Genomic DNA, 18655 nt, shown 5'->3' with positions numbered 1-18655 from the left:
CATCGAACGGCCGGTTGCGGAAAGTCCTCCCTGCGTCCGCTGATGGCCGGCAGCAGCCCGTCGTTGCCTGATGGATCCAACCCCTCCGCTGCTATAGTGCAGTCGGCTTCTGACGTTCAGTGCAGCCGTCTTCTGAAAACGACAGTCAGAATAGAGTCTGCTTTCCCATTTTTTGACACATGCCCGCGAAGGTTATAGATTTCAGCCTGACAGAAATGGGCTTTGAGGCACAACGGAACAGAAAGTGCACTTAAGCCGCCTTCAACCAAGGAGACATCGTGCAGGGGCACCGCATCGGCTACGTCCGGGTCAGCAGCTTTGACCAGAACCCGGAACGCCAGCTGGAACAAACCCAGGTGAGCAAGGTGTTCACCGACAAGGCATCGGGCAAGGACACCCAGCGCCCCCAGCTCGAAGCGCTGCTGAGCTTCGTCCGCGAAGGCGATACAGTGGTGGTGCACAGCATGGATCGGCTGGCCCGCAACCTCGATGACCTGCGTCGCTTGGTACAGAAGCTGACTCAGCGCGGCGTGCGCATCGAGTTCCTGAAGGAGGGCCTGGTGTTCACTGGCGAGGACTCGCCGATGGCCAACCTGATGCTGTCGGTGATGGGGGCCTTCGCTGAGTTCGAGCGCGCCCTGATCCGCGAGCGGCAGCGTGAGGGCATCGCCTTGGCCAAGCAGCGTGGCGCGTACCGGGGCCGCAAGAAAGCCCTGTCCGATGAGCAGGCTGCTACCCTGCGGCAGCGAGCGACGGCCGGCGAGCCCAAGGCGCAGCTTGCCCGCGAGTTCAACATCAGCCGGGAAACCCTCTACCAGTACCTCCGCACGGACGACTGACACATGCCGCGTCGCTTGATCCTCTCGGCCACGGAGCGGGACACCCTGCTTGCGCTGCCGGAAAGCCAGGATGACCTGATCCGCTACTACACCTTCAACGACTCCGACCTGTCGCTGATCCGCCAGCGACGCGGCGACGCCAACCGCCTCGGCTTCGCCGTGCAGCTCTGCCTGCTGCGCTACCCCGGTTACGCGCTGGGAACCGACAGCGAGCTGCCCGAGCCGGTCATCCTGTGGGTGGCGAAGCAAGTCCAGGCCGAGCCGGCGAGCTGGGCAAAGTACGGCGAGCGCGACGTGACCCGTCGCGAGCATGCCCAGGAACTGCGCACCTACCTGCAACTGGCCCCGTTCGGCCTGTCCGACTTCCGCGCCCTGGTGCGCGAGCTAACCGAGCTGGCCCAGCAGACCGACAAAGGCTTGCTGCTGGCCGGTCAGGCCCTGGAGAGCCTACGGCAGAAACGACGCATCCTGCCGGCGCTGAGCGTGATTGACCGGGCCTGCTCGGAAGCCATTGCGCGAGCCAATCGGCGGGTCTACCGCGCCCTGGTCGAACCACTCACGGACTCGCATCGGGCCAAGCTGGACGAGCTGTTGAAGCTCAAGGCCGGCAGCAGCATCACCTGGTTGACCTGGCTGCGCCAGGCACCGCTGAAACCCAACTCTCGGCACATGCTGGAACACATCGAGCGGCTGAAGACATTTCAGTTGGTGGACTTGCCCGAAGGCCTGGGCCGGCACATCCACCAGAACCGCCTGCTCAAGCTGGCCCGCGAGGGTGGGCAGATGACGCCCAAAGACCTCGGTAAGTTCGAGCCGCAGCGCCGCTACGCGACCCTGGCCGCCGTGGTGCTGGAGAGCACCGCGACCGTGATCGATGAGCTGGTCGATCTGCATGACCGCATCCTGGTCAAGCTGTTCAGCGGCGCGAAGCACAAGCATCAGCAGCAGTTCCAGAAGCAGGGCAAGGCGATCAACGACAAGGTGCGCCTGTACTCCAGGATCGGCCAGGCGCTGCTGGAAGCGAAGGAAAGCGGCAGCGACCCCTATGCCGCCATCGAGGCGGTGATTCCCTGGGACGAGTTCACCGAGAGCGTCAGCGAGGCCGAGCTGCTGGCCCGGCCGGAAGGCTTCGACCACCTGCACCTGGTCGGCGAGAACTTCGCCACCCTGCGCCGTTACACGCCGGCCTTGCTGGAGGTGCTGGAACTGCGCGCCGCGCCGGCCGCGCAAGGCGTGCTGGCAGCCGTGCAGACCCTGCGTGAGATGAACGCCGACAACCTGCGCAAGGTGCCGGCCGATGCACCCACGGCCTTCATCAAGCCGCGCTGGAAGCCGCTGGTGATCACCCCGGAAGGCCTCGACCGGAAATTCTACGAAATCTGCGCCCTGTCCGAGCTGAAGAACGCCCTGCGCTCCGGCGACATCTGGGTCAAGGGCTCGCGGCAGTTCCGCGACTTCGACGACTACCTGCTGCCGGCCGAGAAGTTCGCCGCACTCAAGCGCGAGCAGGCCCTGCCCCTGGCGATCAACCCGAACAGCGACCAGTACCTGGAAGAGCGTTTGCAGCTGCTGGACGAGCAGTTGGCCACCGTCACCCGCCTGGCCAAGGACAACGAGCTGCCCGATGCCATCCTCACCGAGTCAGGGCTGAAAATCACCCCGCTGGATGCGGCGGTGCCGGATCGGGCGCAGGCGCTGATCGACCAAACCAGCCAGTTACTGCCGCGCATCAAGATCACCGAACTGCTGATGGACGTGGACGACTGGACGGGCTTCAGCCGCCACTTCACCCACTTGAAGGACGGGGCCGAGGCCAAAGACAGGACGTTGCTGCTGTCCGCAATCCTCGGTGATGCGATCAACCTCGGGCTGACCAAGATGGCCGAGTCGAGCCCCGGCCTGACCTACGCCAAGCTGTCCTGGCTGCAAGCCTGGCACATCCGCGACGAAACCTATTCGGCGGCCTTGGCCGAGCTGGTCAACCACCAGTATCGCCACGCCTTTGCCGCCCACTGGGGCGACGGCACGACCTCATCCTCCGATGGCCAGCGCTTCCGCGCGGGTGGCCGGGGCGAGAGCACCGGGCACGTCAACCCGAAGTACGGTAGCGAGCCGGGACGGCTGTTCTATACCCATATCTCCGACCAGTACGCGCCGTTCAGCACCCGCGTGGTGAATGTCGGCGTCCGCGATTCCACCTATGTGCTCGACGGCCTGCTGTACCACGAGTCCGACCTGCGGATCGAGGAGCACTACACCGACACGGCCGGCTTCACCGATCACGTCTTTGCCCTGATGCACCTGCTAGGCTTCCGCTTCGCGCCGCGCATCCGCGACCTCGGCGAAACCAAGCTGTACGTGCCGCAGGGCGTGCAAGCCTACCCGACGTTGCGCCCGCTGATCGGCGGCACCCTGAACATCAAGCACGTGCGTGCCCACTGGGACGACATCCTGCGCCTGGCCAGCTCGATCAAGCAGGGCACCGTCACCGCCTCGCTGATGCTGCGCAAGCTCGGCAGCTACCCGCGCCAGAACGGACTGGCCGTGGCCCTGCGCGAGCTGGGCCGGATCGAGCGCACGCTGTTCATCCTGGACTGGCTGCAAAGTGTTGAACTGCGCCGCCGCGTGCATGCCGGCCTGAACAAAGGTGAGGCGCGCAACTCGCTGGCCAGGGCGGTGTTCTTCAACCGCCTTGGGGAAATCAGGGATCGGAGCTTCGAGCAGCAGCGCTACCGGGCCAGCGGCCTCAACCTGGTGACGGCGGCTATCGTGCTGTGGAACACGGTGTACCTGGAACGCGCCACCCAGGGGTTGGTCGAGGCCGGCAAGCCGGTGGACGGCGAGCTGCTGCAATTCCTGTCGCCGCTGGGCTGGGAGCACATCAACCTAACCGGCGATTACGTCTGGCGGCAGAGCCGCAGACTGGAAGACGGGAAGTTTCGGCCCTTACGGATGCCCGGAAAACCTTAGCGTACGATTTTTTCCGAATTCTGCGGGCTCCCCTATCTCATCTGCGCAAGGCAGAACGTGAAGACGGCCGCCCTGGACCTCGCCCGCGAGCGCCAGGCGCACGAGGCCGGCGCGCGGACCCGCGCCACGGCCCACGAGCGGACGCCGCAGCAGGAGCGCCAGAAGGCCGCCAGAGAGGCCGAGCGCGGCCGTGAGGCTTGGACGCTAGGGCAGGGCATGAAAAAGCCCGTAGCGGGCTGCTACGGGCGTCTGACGCGGTGGAAAGGGGGAGGGGATGTTGTCTACATGGCTCTGCTGTAGTGAGTGGGTTGCGCTCCGGCAGCGGTCCTGATCAATCGTCACCCTTTCTCGGTCCTTCAACGTTCCTGACAACGAGCCTCCTTTTCGCCAATCCATCGACAATCACCGCGAGTCCCTGCTCGAACGCTGCGTCCGGACCGGCTTCGTCGAAGGCGTCTATCGCGGCCCGCAACAGCGGCGAGAGCGGAGCCTGTTCAACGGTGCCGCCGCGCTCGCCGGCATCGCTGTCGCCGGCCTGCTCCTCAAGCACGGCCCCAACAGTGAAGTAGCTGATTGTCATCAGCGCATTGACGGCGTCCCCGGCCGAAAAACCCGCCTCGCAGAGGAAGCGAAGCTGCGCGTCGGCCGTTTCCATCTGCGGTGCGCCCGGTCGCGTGCCGGCATGGATGCGCGCGCCATCGCGGTAGGCGAGCAGCGCCTGCCTGAAGCTGCGGGCATTCCCGATCAGAAATGAGCGCCAGTCGTCGTCGGCTCTCGGCACCGAATGCGTATGATTCTCCGCCAGCATGGCTTCGGCCAGTGCGTCGAGCAGCGCCCGCTTGTTCCTGAAGTGCCAGTAAAGCGCCGGCTGCTGAACCCCCAACCGTTCCGCCAGTTTGCGTGTCGTCAGACCGTCTACGCCGACCTCGTTCAACAGGTCCAGGGCGGCACGGATCACTGTATTCGGCTGCAACTTTGTCATGCTTGACACTTTATCACTGATAAACATAATATGTCCACCAACTTATCAGTGATAAAGAATCCGCGCGTTCAATCGGACCAGCGGAGGCTGGTCCGGAGGCCAGACGTGAAACCCAACAGACCCCTGATCGTAATTCTGAGCACTGTCGCGCTCGACGCTGTCGGCATCGGCCTGATTATGCCGGTGCTGCCGGGCCTCCTGCGCGATCTGGTTCACTCGAACGACGTCACCGCCCACTATGGCATTCTGCTGGCGCTGTATGCGTTGATGCAATTTGCCTGCGCACCTGTGCTGGGCGCGCTGTCGGATCGTTTCGGGCGGCGGCCGGTCTTGCTCGTCTCGCTGGCCGGCGCTGCTGTCGACTACGCCATCATGGCGACGGCGCCTTTCCTTTGGGTTCTCTATATCGGGCGGATCGTGGCCGGCATCACCGGGGCGACTGGGGCGGTAGCCGGCGCTTATATTGCCGATATCACTGATGGCGATGAGCGCGCGCGGCACTTCGGCTTCATGAGCGCCTGTTTCGGGTTCGGGATGGTCGCGGGACCTGTGCTCGGTGGGCTGATGGGCGGTTTCTCCCCCCACGCTCCGTTCTTCGCCGCGGCAGCCTTGAACGGCCTCAATTTCCTGACGGGCTGTTTCCTTTTGCCGGAGTCGCACAAAGGCGAACGCCGGCCGTTACGCCGGGAGGCTCTCAACCCGCTCGCTTCGTTCCGGTGGGCCCGGGGCATGACCGTCGTCGCCGCCCTGATGGCGGTCTTCTTCATCATGCAACTTGTCGGACAGGTGCCGGCCGCGCTTTGGGTCATTTTCGGCGAGGATCGCTTTCACTGGGACGCGACCACGATCGGCATTTCGCTTGCCGCATTTGGCATTCTGCATTCACTCGCCCAGGCAATGATCACCGGCCCTGTAGCCGCCCGGCTCGGCGAAAGGCGGGCACTCATGCTCGGAATGATTGCCGACGGCACAGGCTACATCCTGCTTGCCTTCGCGACACGGGGATGGATGGCGTTCCCGATCATGGTCCTGCTTGCTTCGGGTGGCATCGGAATGCCGGCGCTGCAAGCAATGTTGTCCAGGCAGGTGGATGAGGAACGTCAGGGGCAGCTGCAAGGCTCACTGGCGGCGCTCACCAGCCTGACCTCGATCGTCGGACCCCTCCTCTTCACGGCGATCTATGCGGCTTCTATAACAACGTGGAACGGGTGGGCATGGATTGCAGGCGCTGCCCTCTACTTGCTCTGCCTGCCGGCGCTGCGTCGCGGGCTTTGGAGCGGCGCAGGGCAACGAGCCGATCGCTGATCGTGGAAACGATAGGCCTATGCCATGCGGGTCAAGGCGACTTCCGGCAAGCTATACGCGCCCTAGGAGTGCGGTTGGAACGTTGGCCCAGCCAGATACTCCCGATCACGAGCAGGACGCCGATGATTTGAAGCGCACTCAGCGTCTGATCCAAGAACAACCATCCTAGCAACACGGCGGTCCCCGGGCTGAGAAAGCCCAGTAAGGAAACAACTGTAGGTTCGAGTCGCGAGATCCCCCGGAACCAAAGGAAGTAGGTTAAACCCGCTCCGATCAGGCCGAGCCACGCCAGGCCGAGAACATTGGTTCCTGTAGGCATCGGGATTGGCGGATCAAACACTAAAGCTACTGGAACGAGCAGAAGTCCTCCGGCCGCCAGTTGCCAGGCGGTAAAGGTGAGCAGAGGCACGGGAGGTTGCCACTTGCGGGTCAGCACGGTTCCGAACGCCATGGAAACCGCCCCCGCCAGGCCCGCTGCGACGCCGACAGGATCTAGCGCTGCGTTTGGTGTCAACACCAACAGCGCCACGCCCGCAGTTCCGCAAATAGCCCCCAGGACCGCCATCAATCGTATCGGGCTACCTAGCAGAGCGGCAGAGATGAACACGACCATCAGCGGCTGCACAGCGCCTACCGTCGCCGCGACCCCGCCCGGCAGGCGGTAGACCGAAATAAACAACAAGCTCCAGAATAGCGAAATATTAAGTGCGCCGAGGATGAAGATGCGCATCCACCAGATTCCCGTTGGAATCTGTCGGACGATCATCACGAGCAATAAACCCGCCGGCAACGCCCGCAGCATCGCGACCGTCATCGGTGAGAAGTTCGGCAGGTATTGGGTGGTGACAATGTAGGTGCTGCCCCAAATGGCAGGTGCTATCGCTGTGAACAATAAATCGGGCGTGCGTAATGACATGCGATTACAAGACCTCCGCTACGGCGATGGGTTTTTGAGAGTTGCAGGCGCCGCGATGACCGCACCCTGACTTGGACTGGCCCTGCCTCGCACCAATCCACCTGCGGCTATGGCCGCGATCATGCGAGGCCCGAAAATTACACGACCTGTACACGTCCGCCGAACCCGGAACGCAACAGAGCTTCGTGGGCATCCCGATCCGGGTCGTAGCAGCAGTCCTGGACCAAACGCACGTCGTAGTCCGCATCACTAGCCCAGGCGACGCTTGAAAGAACAACGCCGGTGGTGCTTATCCCGGCCATGACAAGCGTGCTTACGCCGCGCGTCCGAAGGTCGGCGTCGAGCGCCGTGCCATAAAAGACGCTGGCTCGCGGACATGCATAGAAAAGGTCGCCCCGTTCGATCGCAAGCCCTTCGACGGGCAGACCGGTGCGAAATCGTCCGCTCGGGAGATACGGTGAGATTTGGCGATTCGTCGCCGGCGGCGCATGTTCATACTCTTCGCCGAGCGAAAAGTTGGGGAACAGCACGGGCCGGCCGCGCAAGGCGTGCTGGCAGCCGTGCAGACCCTGCGTGAGATGAACGCCGACAACCTGCGCAAGGTGCCGGCCGATGCACCCACGGCCTTCATCAAGCCGCGCTGGAAGCCGCTGGTGATCACCCCGGAAGGCCTCGACCGGAAATTCTACGAAATCTGCGCCCTGTCCGAGCTGAAGAACGCCCTGCGCTCCGGCGACATCTGGGTCAAGGGCTCGCGGCAGTTCCGCGACTTCGACGACTACCTGCTGCCGGCCGAGAAGTTCGCCGCACTCAAGCGCGAGCAGGCCCTGCCCCTGGCGATCAACCCGAACAGCGACCAGTACCTGGAAGAGCGTTTGCAGCTGCTGGACGAGCAGTTGGCCACCGTCACCCGCCTGGCCAAGGACAACGAGCTGCCCGATGCCATCCTCACCGAGTCAGGGCTGAAAATCACCCCGCTGGATGCGGCGGTGCCGGATCGGGCGCAGGCGCTGATCGACCAAACCAGCCAGTTACTGCCGCGCATCAAGATCACCGAACTGCTGATGGACGTGGACGACTGGACGGGCTTCAGCCGCCACTTCACCCACTTGAAGGACGGGGCCGAGGCCAAAGACAGGACGTTGCTGCTGTCCGCAATCCTCGGTGATGCGATCAACCTCGGGCTGACCAAGATGGCCGAGTCGAGCCCCGGCCTGACCTACGCCAAGCTGTCCTGGCTGCAAGCCTGGCACATCCGCGACGAAACCTATTCGGCGGCCTTGGCCGAGCTGGTCAACCACCAGTATCGCCACGCCTTTGCCGCCCACTGGGGCGACGGCACGACCTCATCCTCCGATGGCCAGCGCTTCCGCGCGGGTGGCCGGGGCGAGAGCACCGGGCACGTCAACCCGAAGTACGGTAGCGAGCCGGGACGGCTGTTCTATACCCATATCTCCGACCAGTACGCGCCGTTCAGCACCCGCGTGGTGAATGTCGGCGTCCGCGATTCCACCTATGTGCTCGACGGCCTGCTGTACCACGAGTCCGACCTGCGGATCGAGGAGCACTACACCGACACGGCCGGCTTCACCGATCACGTCTTTGCCCTGATGCACCTGCTAGGCTTCCGCTTCGCGCCGCGCATCCGCGACCTCGGCGAAACCAAGCTGTACGTGCCGCAGGGCGTGCAAGCCTACCCGACGTTGCGCCCGCTGATCGGCGGCACCCTGAACATCAAGCACGTGCGTGCCCACTGGGACGACATCCTGCGCCTGGCCAGCTCGATCAAGCAGGGCACCGTCACCGCCTCGCTGATGCTGCGCAAGCTCGGCAGCTACCCGCGCCAGAACGGACTGGCCGTGGCCCTGCGCGAGCTGGGCCGGATCGAGCGCACGCTGTTCATCCTGGACTGGCTGCAAAGTGTTGAACTGCGCCGCCGCGTGCATGCCGGCCTGAACAAAGGTGAGGCGCGCAACTCGCTGGCCAGGGCGGTGTTCTTCAACCGCCTTGGGGAAATCAGGGATCGGAGCTTCGAGCAGCAGCGCTACCGGGCCAGCGGCCTCAACCTGGTGACGGCGGCTATCGTGCTGTGGAACACGGTGTACCTGGAACGCGCCACCCAGGGGTTGGTCGAGGCCGGCAAGCCGGTGGACGGCGAGCTGCTGCAATTCCTGTCGCCGCTGGGCTGGGAGCACATCAACCTAACCGGCGATTACGTCTGGCGGCAGAGCCGCAGACTGGAAGACGGGAAGTTTCGGCCCTTACGGATGCCCGGAAAACCTTAGCGTACGATTTTTTCCGAATTCTGCGGGCTCCCCTGGTGGGAGTGTTATCATGGCTAATTGAGAATAAATATCAACCAGAGGGTTAGTGCAGGATCTCTGCGCAACCTTGGCAAGCCCGGCGCCCGACCTTATGATCGCGCCCTTCCCTCTTCTTTGGAGCACACCACAATGCGACCACGCCTCCCGCAGATGCTGGGCTGCTCCCTGCTCTGCGTGCCCCGCATGCTGGTCTGGATCTATTAGCTGCGCTCACGCGAACGCAACCCATCCGATCCATTCAGCAAAGGAGTACAAACATGACCCCCTGCCAACACTGGTCGCAGGTCGAATACCTGCACCTGACGGTGACCAACCCCAATATCTGCCTCAAGGGACAGCACAGCTACTACTCGGGTGCCTGGGATGGCCCATTCGAAGAGGTGGCGGTACGCTACCTCCATGGCGATCCCTTCAGCCGCAGCCCGGAAACCGGCTGGGAGCCGCTCTGGCATATCGACCGGCTCCATATCGGCGATTATGTGCAGATTGCCGCCGGGGTAAAGATCATCATGGGCGGCAACCACACCCACAACACGTCCTTCATCAGCACCTATCCGTTCGCCGATCTGACTGCGCTCCAGCGCAGCTTCCGCCCCGCAGGCGATACCCGCATCGGCAACGATGTCTGGATCGGCATGGAGGCGATGATCATGCCCGGCGTCACCATCGGAGACGGCGCCATCATCGCCGCCCGTTCGCTGGTCAATCAGGATGTGCCGCCCTATGCCATGGTGGCGGGTACCCCGGCCAGGGTGGTGCGGATGCGCTTTGGCGAGGAGGAGATTGCCCGGCTACAGGCCCTCGCCTGGTGGGATTGGCCGGATCAACAGGTCAACGATCTGCTACCGCTGATCCAGCAAGGTGACGTCGCCCTGCTTGAACAGGCGGCTGCCCACTGGGCGGAGCGCCATGAGTGACCACCGCTAACCAGTAGCTGACAGCAGGAGGGCGACCCTTGGGTCGCCCTCTGTTATCTCCGACATACTCTGGATGCCGTCATCGCACATCCACTCACTGCGCGCTTTTGGACTGGTTGAGGCTGCACTGCTTGCCGGGATAACCGGGTAGATCCTTGGCATCGCTGCCGCAGGCGAGCCGTTTGGCCTGTTGCAGCCTGGCCGCCAGATTGGCGCTGTCCACCGGCATCCATTGCATCTGCTTGCCGAGCCAGCTGGCCCAGGCAAACTCGACGAAATAGACCTGTTTGTCCTTGCGAAAGTAGCCCGCATTCTGCAGCAGCCCGGCCAAGGTGCGATAGGGATAATCAGGCAGCTTGTCGATGCTGGTCGGCAACTGCTCCGGGGTCAGCGGCTGCCCCTTCTCATCCTTGAGCCAGGCCCAATGGTTGTTCTGCATCTGGCTCCAGAAGTTGGCCTTGTCCTGCAGACGGCCAATCACCTTGACACGGGCATCCTTGACGCCCTGCTGCCACAACGCCTTGGTGAGATGGTGCCTGTCCACCAGCCAGTAATTGCCATCCGGCGCAATCACTACAGGAATCTCTTTCTTTTTCATCAACTTGTCGAGCTGCTTTGCGCTCATGCCCGCCAATGTGGCCTGGGTTTCATCGACCTGGATCTGGCCGACGCCCCCCTGGGTCGGGTGCAAGGCATCGATGCCGATCTCGCACCAGTTGCCCACCGCCGTGTCGCTCTGGCACGGGGCCAACGCCCAGGCACTCTGGCTCAACACACAGGCCAGCAATAACCATGCTTTCATCGTTTGACACTCCTCACCACATTGAACTGCACAGACGCCGGGAACGCTCTTCTACCCCGATTGGGAGTGAGAGTCGAATGCTGGCGGTCAGACCAGCAAACGGGATATCATGATTTCCCATCTGTCGGCGATATTTTCTCGCCGAGTTTTCTCCCCGCTTCACACTATTTGAAGGATCCGACCCATGAAAGGATGGAGCCCCTTGCTGGCCCTGCTGGGCTGTGCTGCTGTCCAGGCTGCCGATATTCCCGCCGGAACACAACTCGCCGCCGAGCAGATTGTCGTTCGCCACCTCAAGGATGAACCTGCGAGCCTGAGCCCGCTCAAGCTGGTCGGCCTGCCGGAGTTGCAGGTACTGCGGGATCTGTTCGAGGGGCTGCTGACCCAGGGGCCGGATGGCAAACCGGTTGCCGGGGTGGCGGCTAGCTGGGAGAACAAGGGCAACCAGTTCTTTACCTTCCATCTGCGCCCGGATGCGCGCTGGTCCAACGGCGATCCGGTCAAGGCCGGCGACTTCGTCTACGGCTGGCGCAAGCTGGTCGACCCGAAAGAGGCGGCCACCTTCGCCTGGTTTGCCCAACTGGCCCGTTTCGACAAGGTGGACGAGATCGTGGCTGGCAAATTGCCTGCCAGCGAGCTGGGGGTCAAGGCCCTCGATGACCACACCCTGCAGGTGACCCTCTCCCAACCGGTGCCCTACTTCCTGAACCTGCTAAGCCACCCCAGCCTGTCGCCGCTCCATCAAGCCAGCATCGAGCAGTACGGCAACCAGTGGACCCAGCCCGGCAAACTGGTGGGCAACGGTGCCTTTGTGCTGAACAATCGGGTGGTCAACGAGAAGCTGGAGCTGACCCCCAACCCTTATTACTGGGATCGGGCCCATACCGTATTGACCAAGGTGATCTTCATGCCGATCAATCAGGAGAGCGCGGCGACCAACCGCTACCTGGCTGGCGATCTGCATATCACCGAATCCTTCCCCAAGGAGCAGTACGACAAGCTGAAGCAGCAGATCCCGAATGAGGTCTATACCCCGGAGCAGCTCGGCACCTACTACTACGCCTTCAATACCCGTCAGGCACCACTGAACGATGTGCGGGTGCGCAAGGCGCTCTCCTACACCATCGATCGCGCCCTGATCGCCGACAAGGTGCTCGATACCGGCGAGAAACCGGCTTATCACTTCACTCCGGATGTGACCGCCAGCTTCACCCCAACCGCCAACCTGCTCTCCACCAGCAGCCAGCCAGCGCTGGACAGCAAGGCCAAGGCCCTGCTCAAGGAGGCCGGTTACGGCCCGGACAAGCCGCTCAAGCTGACCCTGCTCTACAACACCGCGGAAATTCACAAGAAGATGGCACTGGCGATTGCCAGCATGTGGAAGCAGAAGCTGGGCGCCGAGGTCGAGCTGACCAATCAGGAGTGGAAAACCTATCTCGACAGCCGCCAGAGCGGTCAGTTCGAGGTGATCCGCTCCTCCTGGGTCGCCGATTACAACGACCCTTCAGCGTTCCTTGGCCTGTGGGGCTCTCGTCACAGCGGCAATATGGCTGGCTTTGCCAATGCCCGTTATGACCAGCTGCTGGCAGAGGCGGCCAGCACCCAGGATGCCGCCAGCCGCAGCAAGCTGTTTGGCGAGGCGGAGGCGATCCTGCTGGATCAAGCCCCCATCGCCCCCATCTACCAGTACACCAATGCCCGACTCATCAAGCCATGGCTCAAGGGCTACCCCATCAACAACCCGGAAGATGTGGCCTACAGCCGCCAACTCTACCTCGTCAAACACTGAGACCGGCCACAACTATGCGAGGCCCCGCTGGGCCTCGCTATTGATACTGTTCACACCACGATTTCCAGCCTAAAATGCCGCCCCTTCTGTTCAATTAATCTTCAATGCCCAGTCAGACATGCGTTATTTGATACTGCTCTCGTTGTTGTGGACCCTGCCTGCACAGGCCAACAGCGAATCCCAATGCCAGCAAGAGTTTGTCGGCTGGATGCTGCACCAGCAGCAACAGTTCAGCGATCGCAAGTCTGACAAGATGGAGCGGCGCCGGGCCGAACGGGCTATCGAGTTGGCTCGTCAGGAGTACGACAAGCAGACCAGCTTTTGCAAGACGATGGAGCTGGTGCGCAGCTACAAAGATAGCGATCCGCGCTTTAAACCGAGAAGCGGCGAAGTTCACGATTTCACCCCGGCCAGCTGACCCTCACTTCATCAATTCATTGTGTTGATTAATTGACCCAAGCCAAGTTCGGGTCACTGAAGAGCCTTAGAATGATTAACTGAGAACGACAATAAAAAACATAGTTATCAGTTAGTTGGCTTTTTCAGGAACGACACATGACCAAACTCCATCAGGAGGGGGAGATACACTTCCCCGACAACATCGCACTCATCTCGACCACGGATCCCGCCAGCCATATTACCTATGCCAACCAGCACTTCTGTGATGTGGCCGGATATGGTACGACCGAAATGGAAGGCGTGCCCCACAATCTGGTGCGACACCCCGACATGCCCAAAGCGGCCTTCGCCGACATGTGGCAGCGGCTGCGACAGGGCAAAAGCTGGATGGGGCTGGTCAAGAACCGCGCCAAAAGCGGTCAGTTCTATTGGGTAAACGCTTACGTCACCCCGATCCTCAATGCGCAGAAGGAGATCGTCGAGTTCCAGTCGGTGCGCACCAAACCCGCCGCCAGCGATGTGGCCTGGGCCGAGCAGCTCTATGGCCTGCTGCGCAGCGGCAAAGCGCTTCCCTGGCTGAGCCGGTGTCACATTGAACCGGGTCAGCTGACCCTCTGGCTCTCCGCTTCTGCCTTGCTCACCACCCTTGCTAACTTTGCCACCGGCAACCTGTTATGGCTGCTGCCCACCGCCTTGTTGCTGTTGGCACAGGCAATCCACGGCTGGCGATTGCAGCAGCGGCTGGCTCATCTGCTCACCCTTGCCGATCAAGACAAGGGAACCCGCCTCTGTCAGGTGCTCTACACCCGACGGCGCGATACCCTGGCGGCCGTCGAACTGGCCCTGCGGATGAAGCAGGCCGAGCTCAAGGCCGTGGTCGGGCGCAGCGCCGACACCAACCAGCAGATCCTGCAGGCAGCCGAAGATGACCGGGGCAATATCCAGACCATCGATACCCACCTGCAGCAGCAGCGCGCCCACAGCGAGCAGCTGGCGACCGCCATCACCGAGCTGAGCCACTCCATTCGGGATGTGGCCCACAGTGCCCATGAGGCGAGCAATCTGGTTATAGAGGTACAGCAGGTCTCCGACGAGGGGCTGCAAGCATTGGCGACCACCCGTTCTGCCGTCAACCAACTCCATCAGGAGCTGGATGCCAACCATGCCGTGTTGGCCCAGCTCACCAGCGACAGCCAGAAGATCAGCGGTATTCTGGAGGTGATCAGTCAAATCGCCGACCAGACCAACCTGCTCGCTCTCAATGCAGCCATCGAGGCCGCTCGGGCGGGCGAACAGGGGCGCGGCTTTGCCGTGGTGGCGGATGAAGTGAGGGCGCTGGCCCAGAAGACCCGTGCCTCGACCAGCGAGATCCACGAGATGATCCAGGCGCTGCAACAGACTACACGACAGCTGTCGGACGGGATGACACAAGGGGCGCAGACCTCGGGGCGCTGCCAGCAGCACGCGGGCACCACCGCCGACGTACTCACCCAGATCAACCGGATGCTGGGGCAGGTAACCCGCACCAGCGACGAGATCGCCCAGGCGGTGAGTCAGCAGGCCGACGTGACCGCGACCCTCGATGAAGGGGTACACCAGATCCACCAGCTGGCCAGCCACACCGCCGACAACAGCAGGCAGGCGCTAGATGGCATCACCCTGCTGGTTGAGCGGCTGCAAGATCTCTCGCGGCTGATCAACCAGTTCAGATATTGAAGCGACAGCGATCAAAAAAGCGCGTCAACTGACGCGCTTTTTTCGCTTTGCCTGACAGGAGAGTTATTCGCCCTGCTCGCTGGCGGCAAACTCCGGCACCTTGGCCATGGCATCCAGCACCACCTGAATATCCGCTCCCGGTTTGCAGGCATTCTCGCTCAGGTGACGGCGCCAGGCGCGGGCCCCCTGCATGTTCTGGAACAGCCCCAGCATGTGGCGGGTCATGTGGGAGAGGTAGTTGCCCTTGGCCAGCTCCTGCTCGATATAGGGCAGCATCATCCGCACCACCTCGTGGCGGCTCGGCACGGCGTTATTCTGGCCGAACACCAGATTATCCACCTGCGCCAAAATGTAGGGGTTCTGATAGGCTTCGCGCCCCATCATGACGCCATCGACGTGTTGCAGGTGCTCGAGAGTCTGCTCCATGGAAGTAACACCACCGTTGAGGGCGATGGTGAGATCCGGGTAATCCTGCTTGACCCGATAGACGCGGGGATAATCGAGGGGCGGGATCTCGCGGTTCTCCTTGGGACTCAGGCCACTCAGCCACGCCTTGCGGGCATGGACGATAAAGGTGTCGCAACCGGCATCGCGCACCTGTTCGATAAAGGCCTGCAGAAATTCGTAGGAGTCCTGATCGTCGATACCGATACGGGTCTTCACCGTCACCGGAATATCGACCACATCGCGCATCGCCTTGACGCAGTCTGCCACCAGCGCCGGTTCACCCATCAGGCAGGCACCAAAGCGGCCGTTTTGCACCCGATCGGAGGGGCAGCCGACGTTGATGTTCACCTCGTCATAGCCGCGCTCCTCGGCCAACTTGGCACAGCGCGCCAGATCGGCCGGATTGCTGCCACCCAGCTGCAGGGAAATGGGATGCTCCTGCTCGCTGTAACCCAGATAATCCCCCTTGCCGTGGATGATGGCGCCGGTGGTCACCATTTCGGTATAGAGCAAGGTCTGGCGACTCATCAGTCGATGAAAGTAACGGCAATGCCGATCAGTCCAGTCCAGCATGGGGGCGATGGAAAAACGCTGCGCCTGCATAAAAATCATCCGGGTTGGCTAAAGAAAGGGGCGGATTTTATCACAACGTGAAGCAGCCCCAGAAAATGAATTTTGTCGCCGCGCCATGCGAGGCCCTGTGATAGTATCCGGCTAATAGAAAGGGTATCTGCGCGATCATGAAACAAGACCAACTTTTACAACGAGCCGAGCGACTCTGTATACAGCGAGGGATCCGCTTCACCCCGACCCGACGTCAGGTATTTCGCCTGCTGGCGGCACACGGCAACGCCATCAGCGCCTATGATTTGTTGGCCCAGTTGCAACAAACCGAAGCCAATGCCAAGCCGCCAACCGTCTATCGGGCACTCGATTTTTTGCTCGAACAGGGCTTTGCTCACAAGGTGGAATCTCTCAACGCGTTTATCTTCTGCTGCCACTTCGATCACGCTCACCCGATGCAGTTGTTGATCTGCGACGAGTGCGGGGATGTGGTCGAGCTTCACGATACGGCGATCGATAGCGCGTTTTCCGAGCAGGCCCACTTGCATGGTTTTACTATTACCAATAAGACGATAGAGGCACATGGCCAATGTGCCCGTTGTACGCCCACTGTAGGAAGTCATCATGAAGGCTGATTTTGTAAATCCGTTCCTGCTATCCCTGCTCAATGTGCTCTCGACCATGGCACAGCTGGAACTCAAACCGGGCAAACCGAAACGCAAGATGGATGAGCTGGCGCGCGGCGACGTCTCCGGCCTGATCGGCATGGTCGGCCCGCAGACCCGTGGTTCCCTCTCCATCAGCTTCGAGAAGGGGCTGGCGCTGGAGATCATGCGCCGCATGCTGGGGGAAGCTCCCGCCAACATCAACGAAGAGGTGACCGACATGGTCGGTGAAATCACCAACATGGTGACCGGCGGTGCAAAGCGGATGCTGGGCGAGAAGGGCTACGAGTTTGACATGGCGACCCCCATCATCGTCTCCGGCCCCAACCACACCATTACCCACCGTGCCGATGGCACCAAGATCATGATGCCGTTCGAATCGGATTTCGGTCGCGCCACTATCGAAATTTGCTTCGAGTAACCCTATGTGGAAAGCATTGAAATGGATTTTCATCTGCTGGGCCCTGCTGTTGATACTGTCGGACATTCAGATCAGCACCTCCCTCTACAAGTACGAAGATAACCGGGTGCTCATCAACTTCCCGCGCGGGGAAGCCAAGCAGCCTTGGGGCACCTTCGAGTGGCATGCCGGACGGGTAGAAACCCACTGGTATGGTCTGGATGGCAAACCCAAGCCGGCAGGCCCGCAAATCTGATCCGGTAACGGATCCGGCAGAAACAGAAGAGGCCAGCAGCTGCTGGCCTCTTTGCTATTTCGTTGTTTCTGAATCAAGCCGCTTCGGCAGCCAACTTCCCGCTTGGTCGCACCAGGATGCCGACGATGCAGGCCAGCAGAGTCGGCAGCAGCCAGGCAAGCCCCTTGTCGAACAGCGGCAGGAAGGCAAAGCCGTCCATCGCCATCCCGGCAGCCCCCAACCCATCGAGGCAACCAAACAAAAAGGCGACCGTCAGCACGCCGCGAAACGCCAGCCGTGGCTGGGCAAACCATCCCTTGAGGAAGGTCACCAGCACCAGCGCGATGGCAACCGGATAGATGGCCACCAGCACCGGAATCGAGAGGCCGATCAGCTCGCTCAGCCCCACATTGGCCACCAGTGCACAGAGCGCCCCCAGCAGCATGACCCAGTTGCGATAGGCCCAACCTGTCAGGCCATGGAAGTAGTCGGCACCGGCACAGAGCAGGCCGACCGCACTGGTAAAACAGGCCAGGGTGATGATGGCAGCCAGAATAAACTGTCCCGGTTGGCCAAACAGGCTCAGGACGTAGGCATTGACGATGGCGCCGCCATTACTGATATCGCTTGCCACCCCACCGGCGCTGTTGCCCAGCTGAAAGAGTGAGACATACACCGCCGACAACCCGACCGCCGAGATCAAGCCCGCAATGGTCAGATATTTGAACTGGCTGCGATAATCCTCGATCCCCTTCTGGCGCAGCAACCCGATGATCAGGGCGCCAAACATCAGGGAGGCCAGGGTATCCATGGTGTTGTACCCTTCCAGCATCCCTTTGGTCAGGGCTGCATCTATGTACTCACCGCTGGCATCAGGCATGGTGCCCTGCGGCGTCATAAAGACCCCGACCGCCAGAATGAGCAGCATCGCCATCAGGGCTGGGGTCAGATACTTGCCGACCGCATCAAGGAGCTTGCCGCGATCGAGCGCCACCAGGATCACCAGCGTAAAGAAACTCAGGGTATAGATCCGCAGCCCCGCATGACCGGCATCGCCAAGCCAGGGCTTGAGCCCCATCTCGTAGGCGACCAGACCGGTGCGGGGAATGGCAAAGGCGGGCCCCATGATGATATAGATGGCGATGGCCAGCGCTGTCGCCGCTCCGGCGGGCAGATAGCGGGTCATTCCGGTCCAGCCACTCGCGCCGCCCCCCGAACTCCCCTTGGCCACCGCAATCAGGGTGATCAGCGGCAAGCCCACTGCCGTTAGCAAAAAGCCGCACATAGCGGCCAGCAGATGCTCACCAGCCATAAAACCGGCCAGCGGCGGAAAAATGATATTGCCAGCCCCCAGATAGAAGGCAAACGTCATAAACCCCAATCCG

The 18655-nt window shown here is 61.8% G+C and carries 16 protein-coding genes and 1 pseudogene; 11 read left to right on the top strand and 6 right to left on the bottom strand.

Annotated features, from left to right (window positions below; all coding sequences use genetic code 11):
- The first annotated feature begins 278 nt into the window (after window positions 1-278).
- Together VF684_RS12665 and VF684_RS12660 are read left to right on the top strand one after the other, a co-directional pair.
- Complete coding sequence (locus tag VF684_RS12665) at window positions 279-839, top strand: recombinase family protein (RefSeq protein WP_001161490.1); 561 nt, start codon at window positions 279-281, stop codon at window positions 837-839.
- Window positions 840-842: 3 nt separating this feature from the next.
- Window positions 843-3809 carry a Tn3-like element TnAs1 family transposase gene (locus VF684_RS12660; RefSeq protein ID WP_001138014.1) on the top strand — a complete coding sequence of 989 codons (2967 nt, stop codon included), beginning with the start codon at window positions 843-845 and terminating at the stop codon, window positions 3807-3809.
- Between the two features lie 331 nt (window positions 3810-4140).
- Here the strand turns inward: VF684_RS12660 and tetR(A) are convergent, their stop codons facing one another.
- Window positions 4141-4791, bottom strand: a complete 651-nt coding sequence (tetR(A), locus tag VF684_RS12655) for a tetracycline resistance transcriptional repressor TetR(A) (RefSeq protein ID WP_000164043.1) — start codon at window positions 4789-4791, stop codon at window positions 4141-4143.
- Between the two features lie 105 nt (window positions 4792-4896).
- Between tetR(A) and tet(A) the strand changes: the two genes are divergently transcribed.
- Window positions 4897-6096 (top strand): tetracycline efflux MFS transporter Tet(A), encoded by a 1200-nt coding sequence (tet(A), locus tag VF684_RS12650; RefSeq protein ID WP_000804064.1) that lies wholly within the window; start codon window positions 4897-4899, stop codon window positions 6094-6096.
- Between the two features lie 31 nt (window positions 6097-6127).
- On the opposite strand, the gene VF684_RS12645 is transcribed toward tet(A), so the two are convergent.
- Both VF684_RS12645 and VF684_RS12640 read right to left on the bottom strand, forming a co-directional pair.
- The gene (locus VF684_RS12645) at window positions 6128-7012 is read right to left on the bottom strand and encodes a DMT family transporter (RefSeq protein ID WP_000058717.1); all 885 of its coding nucleotides are present in this window, start codon (window positions 7010-7012) and stop codon (window positions 6128-6130) included.
- A gap of 137 nt (window positions 7013-7149) precedes the next feature.
- Window positions 7150-7542, bottom strand: coding sequence for a cysteine hydrolase family protein (locus VF684_RS12640; protein WP_001351729.1), 393 nt, complete (start codon window positions 7540-7542; stop codon window positions 7150-7152).
- Between the two features lie 3 nt (window positions 7543-7545).
- On the opposite strand from VF684_RS12640, the pseudogene VF684_RS12635 reads away from it, so the two are divergent.
- Both VF684_RS12635 and VF684_RS12630 read left to right on the top strand, forming a co-directional pair.
- Window positions 7546-9297, top strand: a pseudogene (locus VF684_RS12635) (Tn3-like element TnAs1 family transposase); the annotation flags it as partial.
- Between the two features lie 296 nt (window positions 9298-9593).
- Complete coding sequence (locus VF684_RS12630) at window positions 9594-10253, top strand: CatB-related O-acetyltransferase (protein ID WP_139440960.1); 660 nt, start codon at window positions 9594-9596, stop codon at window positions 10251-10253.
- A 94-nt stretch (window positions 10254-10347) separates the two neighbouring features.
- On the opposite strand, the gene VF684_RS12625 is transcribed toward VF684_RS12630, so the two are convergent.
- Window positions 10348-11055: a ParB-like protein gene (locus tag VF684_RS12625; RefSeq protein ID WP_139730656.1), complete on the bottom strand. Its 708-nt coding sequence runs from the start codon at window positions 11053-11055 to the stop codon at window positions 10348-10350.
- A 184-nt stretch (window positions 11056-11239) separates the two neighbouring features.
- Here VF684_RS12625 and VF684_RS12620 point away from each other — a divergent pair, with 184 nt between their 5' ends.
- The 3 genes from VF684_RS12620 to VF684_RS12610 all read left to right on the top strand — a co-directional run bounded on the left by VF684_RS12620 (window position 11240) and on the right by VF684_RS12610 (window position 14959).
- Window positions 11240-12844: a peptide ABC transporter substrate-binding protein gene (locus VF684_RS12620; RefSeq protein WP_440174291.1), complete on the top strand. Its 1605-nt coding sequence runs from the start codon at window positions 11240-11242 to the stop codon at window positions 12842-12844.
- A gap of 118 nt (window positions 12845-12962) precedes the next feature.
- A complete protein-coding gene (locus VF684_RS12615) occupies window positions 12963-13262 on the top strand; it encodes a hypothetical protein (RefSeq protein ID WP_005335795.1) in 300 nt (99 codons plus the stop codon).
- A gap of 137 nt (window positions 13263-13399) precedes the next feature.
- Window positions 13400-14959 (top strand): methyl-accepting chemotaxis protein, encoded by a 1560-nt coding sequence (locus VF684_RS12610; protein WP_139730654.1) that lies wholly within the window; start codon window positions 13400-13402, stop codon window positions 14957-14959.
- A gap of 63 nt (window positions 14960-15022) precedes the next feature.
- Here the strand turns inward: VF684_RS12610 and dusA are convergent, their stop codons facing one another.
- The gene (gene dusA, locus VF684_RS12605) at window positions 15023-16009 is read right to left on the bottom strand and encodes a tRNA dihydrouridine(20/20a) synthase DusA (protein ID WP_043849695.1); all 987 of its coding nucleotides are present in this window, start codon (window positions 16007-16009) and stop codon (window positions 15023-15025) included.
- A gap of 137 nt (window positions 16010-16146) precedes the next feature.
- Here dusA and zur point away from each other — a divergent pair, with 137 nt between their 5' ends.
- From zur to VF684_RS12590, 3 genes are read left to right on the top strand one after another with little or no spacing between them, the layout of a single operon-like run.
- Window positions 16147-16605 (top strand): zinc uptake transcriptional repressor Zur, encoded by a 459-nt coding sequence (gene zur / locus VF684_RS12600; protein WP_139730653.1) that lies wholly within the window; start codon window positions 16147-16149, stop codon window positions 16603-16605.
- Entirely contained in the window at window positions 16595-17056 is a 462-nt protein-coding gene (locus VF684_RS12595) for a chemotaxis protein CheX (RefSeq protein ID WP_005335807.1), read from the top strand. The genes zur and VF684_RS12595 overlap by 11 nt, the downstream gene beginning before the upstream one ends.
- A gap of 4 nt (window positions 17057-17060) precedes the next feature.
- Entirely contained in the window at window positions 17061-17291 is a 231-nt protein-coding gene (locus VF684_RS12590; protein ID WP_440174289.1) for a hypothetical protein, read from the top strand.
- A 73-nt stretch (window positions 17292-17364) separates the two neighbouring features.
- Here the strand turns inward: VF684_RS12590 and brnQ are convergent, their stop codons facing one another.
- Entirely contained in the window at window positions 17365-18642 is a 1278-nt protein-coding gene (brnQ, locus tag VF684_RS12585; protein ID WP_234921504.1) for a branched-chain amino acid transport system II carrier protein, read from the bottom strand.
- Window positions 18643-18655 lie beyond the last annotated feature (13 nt).

The organism is Aeromonas sp. Lyrl_2, from assembly GCF_051948815.1.
GTDB classification, from domain to species: Bacteria; Pseudomonadota; Gammaproteobacteria; order Enterobacterales; family Aeromonadaceae; genus Aeromonas; species Aeromonas veronii.
This window is presented reverse-complemented; position numbering and strand designations above follow the sequence as displayed.

Coding starts and splice junctions, on each gene's coding strand:
- VF684_RS12660 (WP_001138014.1), top strand. CDS start 843: ATGCCGCGTCGCTTGATCCTCTCGGCCACGGAGCGGGACACCCTGCTT.
- VF684_RS12645 (WP_000058717.1), bottom strand. CDS start 7,012: ATGTCATTACGCACGCCCGATTTATTGTTCACAGCGATAGCACCTGCC.
- VF684_RS12630 (WP_139440960.1), top strand. CDS start 9,594: ATGACCCCCTGCCAACACTGGTCGCAGGTCGAATACCTGCACCTGACG.
- VF684_RS12625 (WP_139730656.1), bottom strand. CDS start 11,055: ATGAAAGCATGGTTATTGCTGGCCTGTGTGTTGAGCCAGAGTGCCTGG.
- VF684_RS12620 (WP_440174291.1), top strand. CDS start 11,240: ATGAAAGGATGGAGCCCCTTGCTGGCCCTGCTGGGCTGTGCTGCTGTC.
- VF684_RS12615 (WP_005335795.1), top strand. CDS start 12,963: ATGCGTTATTTGATACTGCTCTCGTTGTTGTGGACCCTGCCTGCACAG.
- VF684_RS12610 (WP_139730654.1), top strand. CDS start 13,400: ATGACCAAACTCCATCAGGAGGGGGAGATACACTTCCCCGACAACATC.
- dusA (WP_043849695.1), bottom strand. CDS start 16,009: ATGCAGGCGCAGCGTTTTTCCATCGCCCCCATGCTGGACTGGACTGAT.
- zur (WP_139730653.1), top strand. CDS start 16,147: ATGAAACAAGACCAACTTTTACAACGAGCCGAGCGACTCTGTATACAG.
- VF684_RS12595 (WP_005335807.1), top strand. CDS start 16,595: ATGAAGGCTGATTTTGTAAATCCGTTCCTGCTATCCCTGCTCAATGTG.
- VF684_RS12590 (WP_440174289.1), top strand. CDS start 17,061: ATGTGGAAAGCATTGAAATGGATTTTCATCTGCTGGGCCCTGCTGTTG.
- brnQ (WP_234921504.1), bottom strand. CDS start 18,642: ATGACGTTTGCCTTCTATCTGGGGGCTGGCAATATCATTTTTCCGCCG.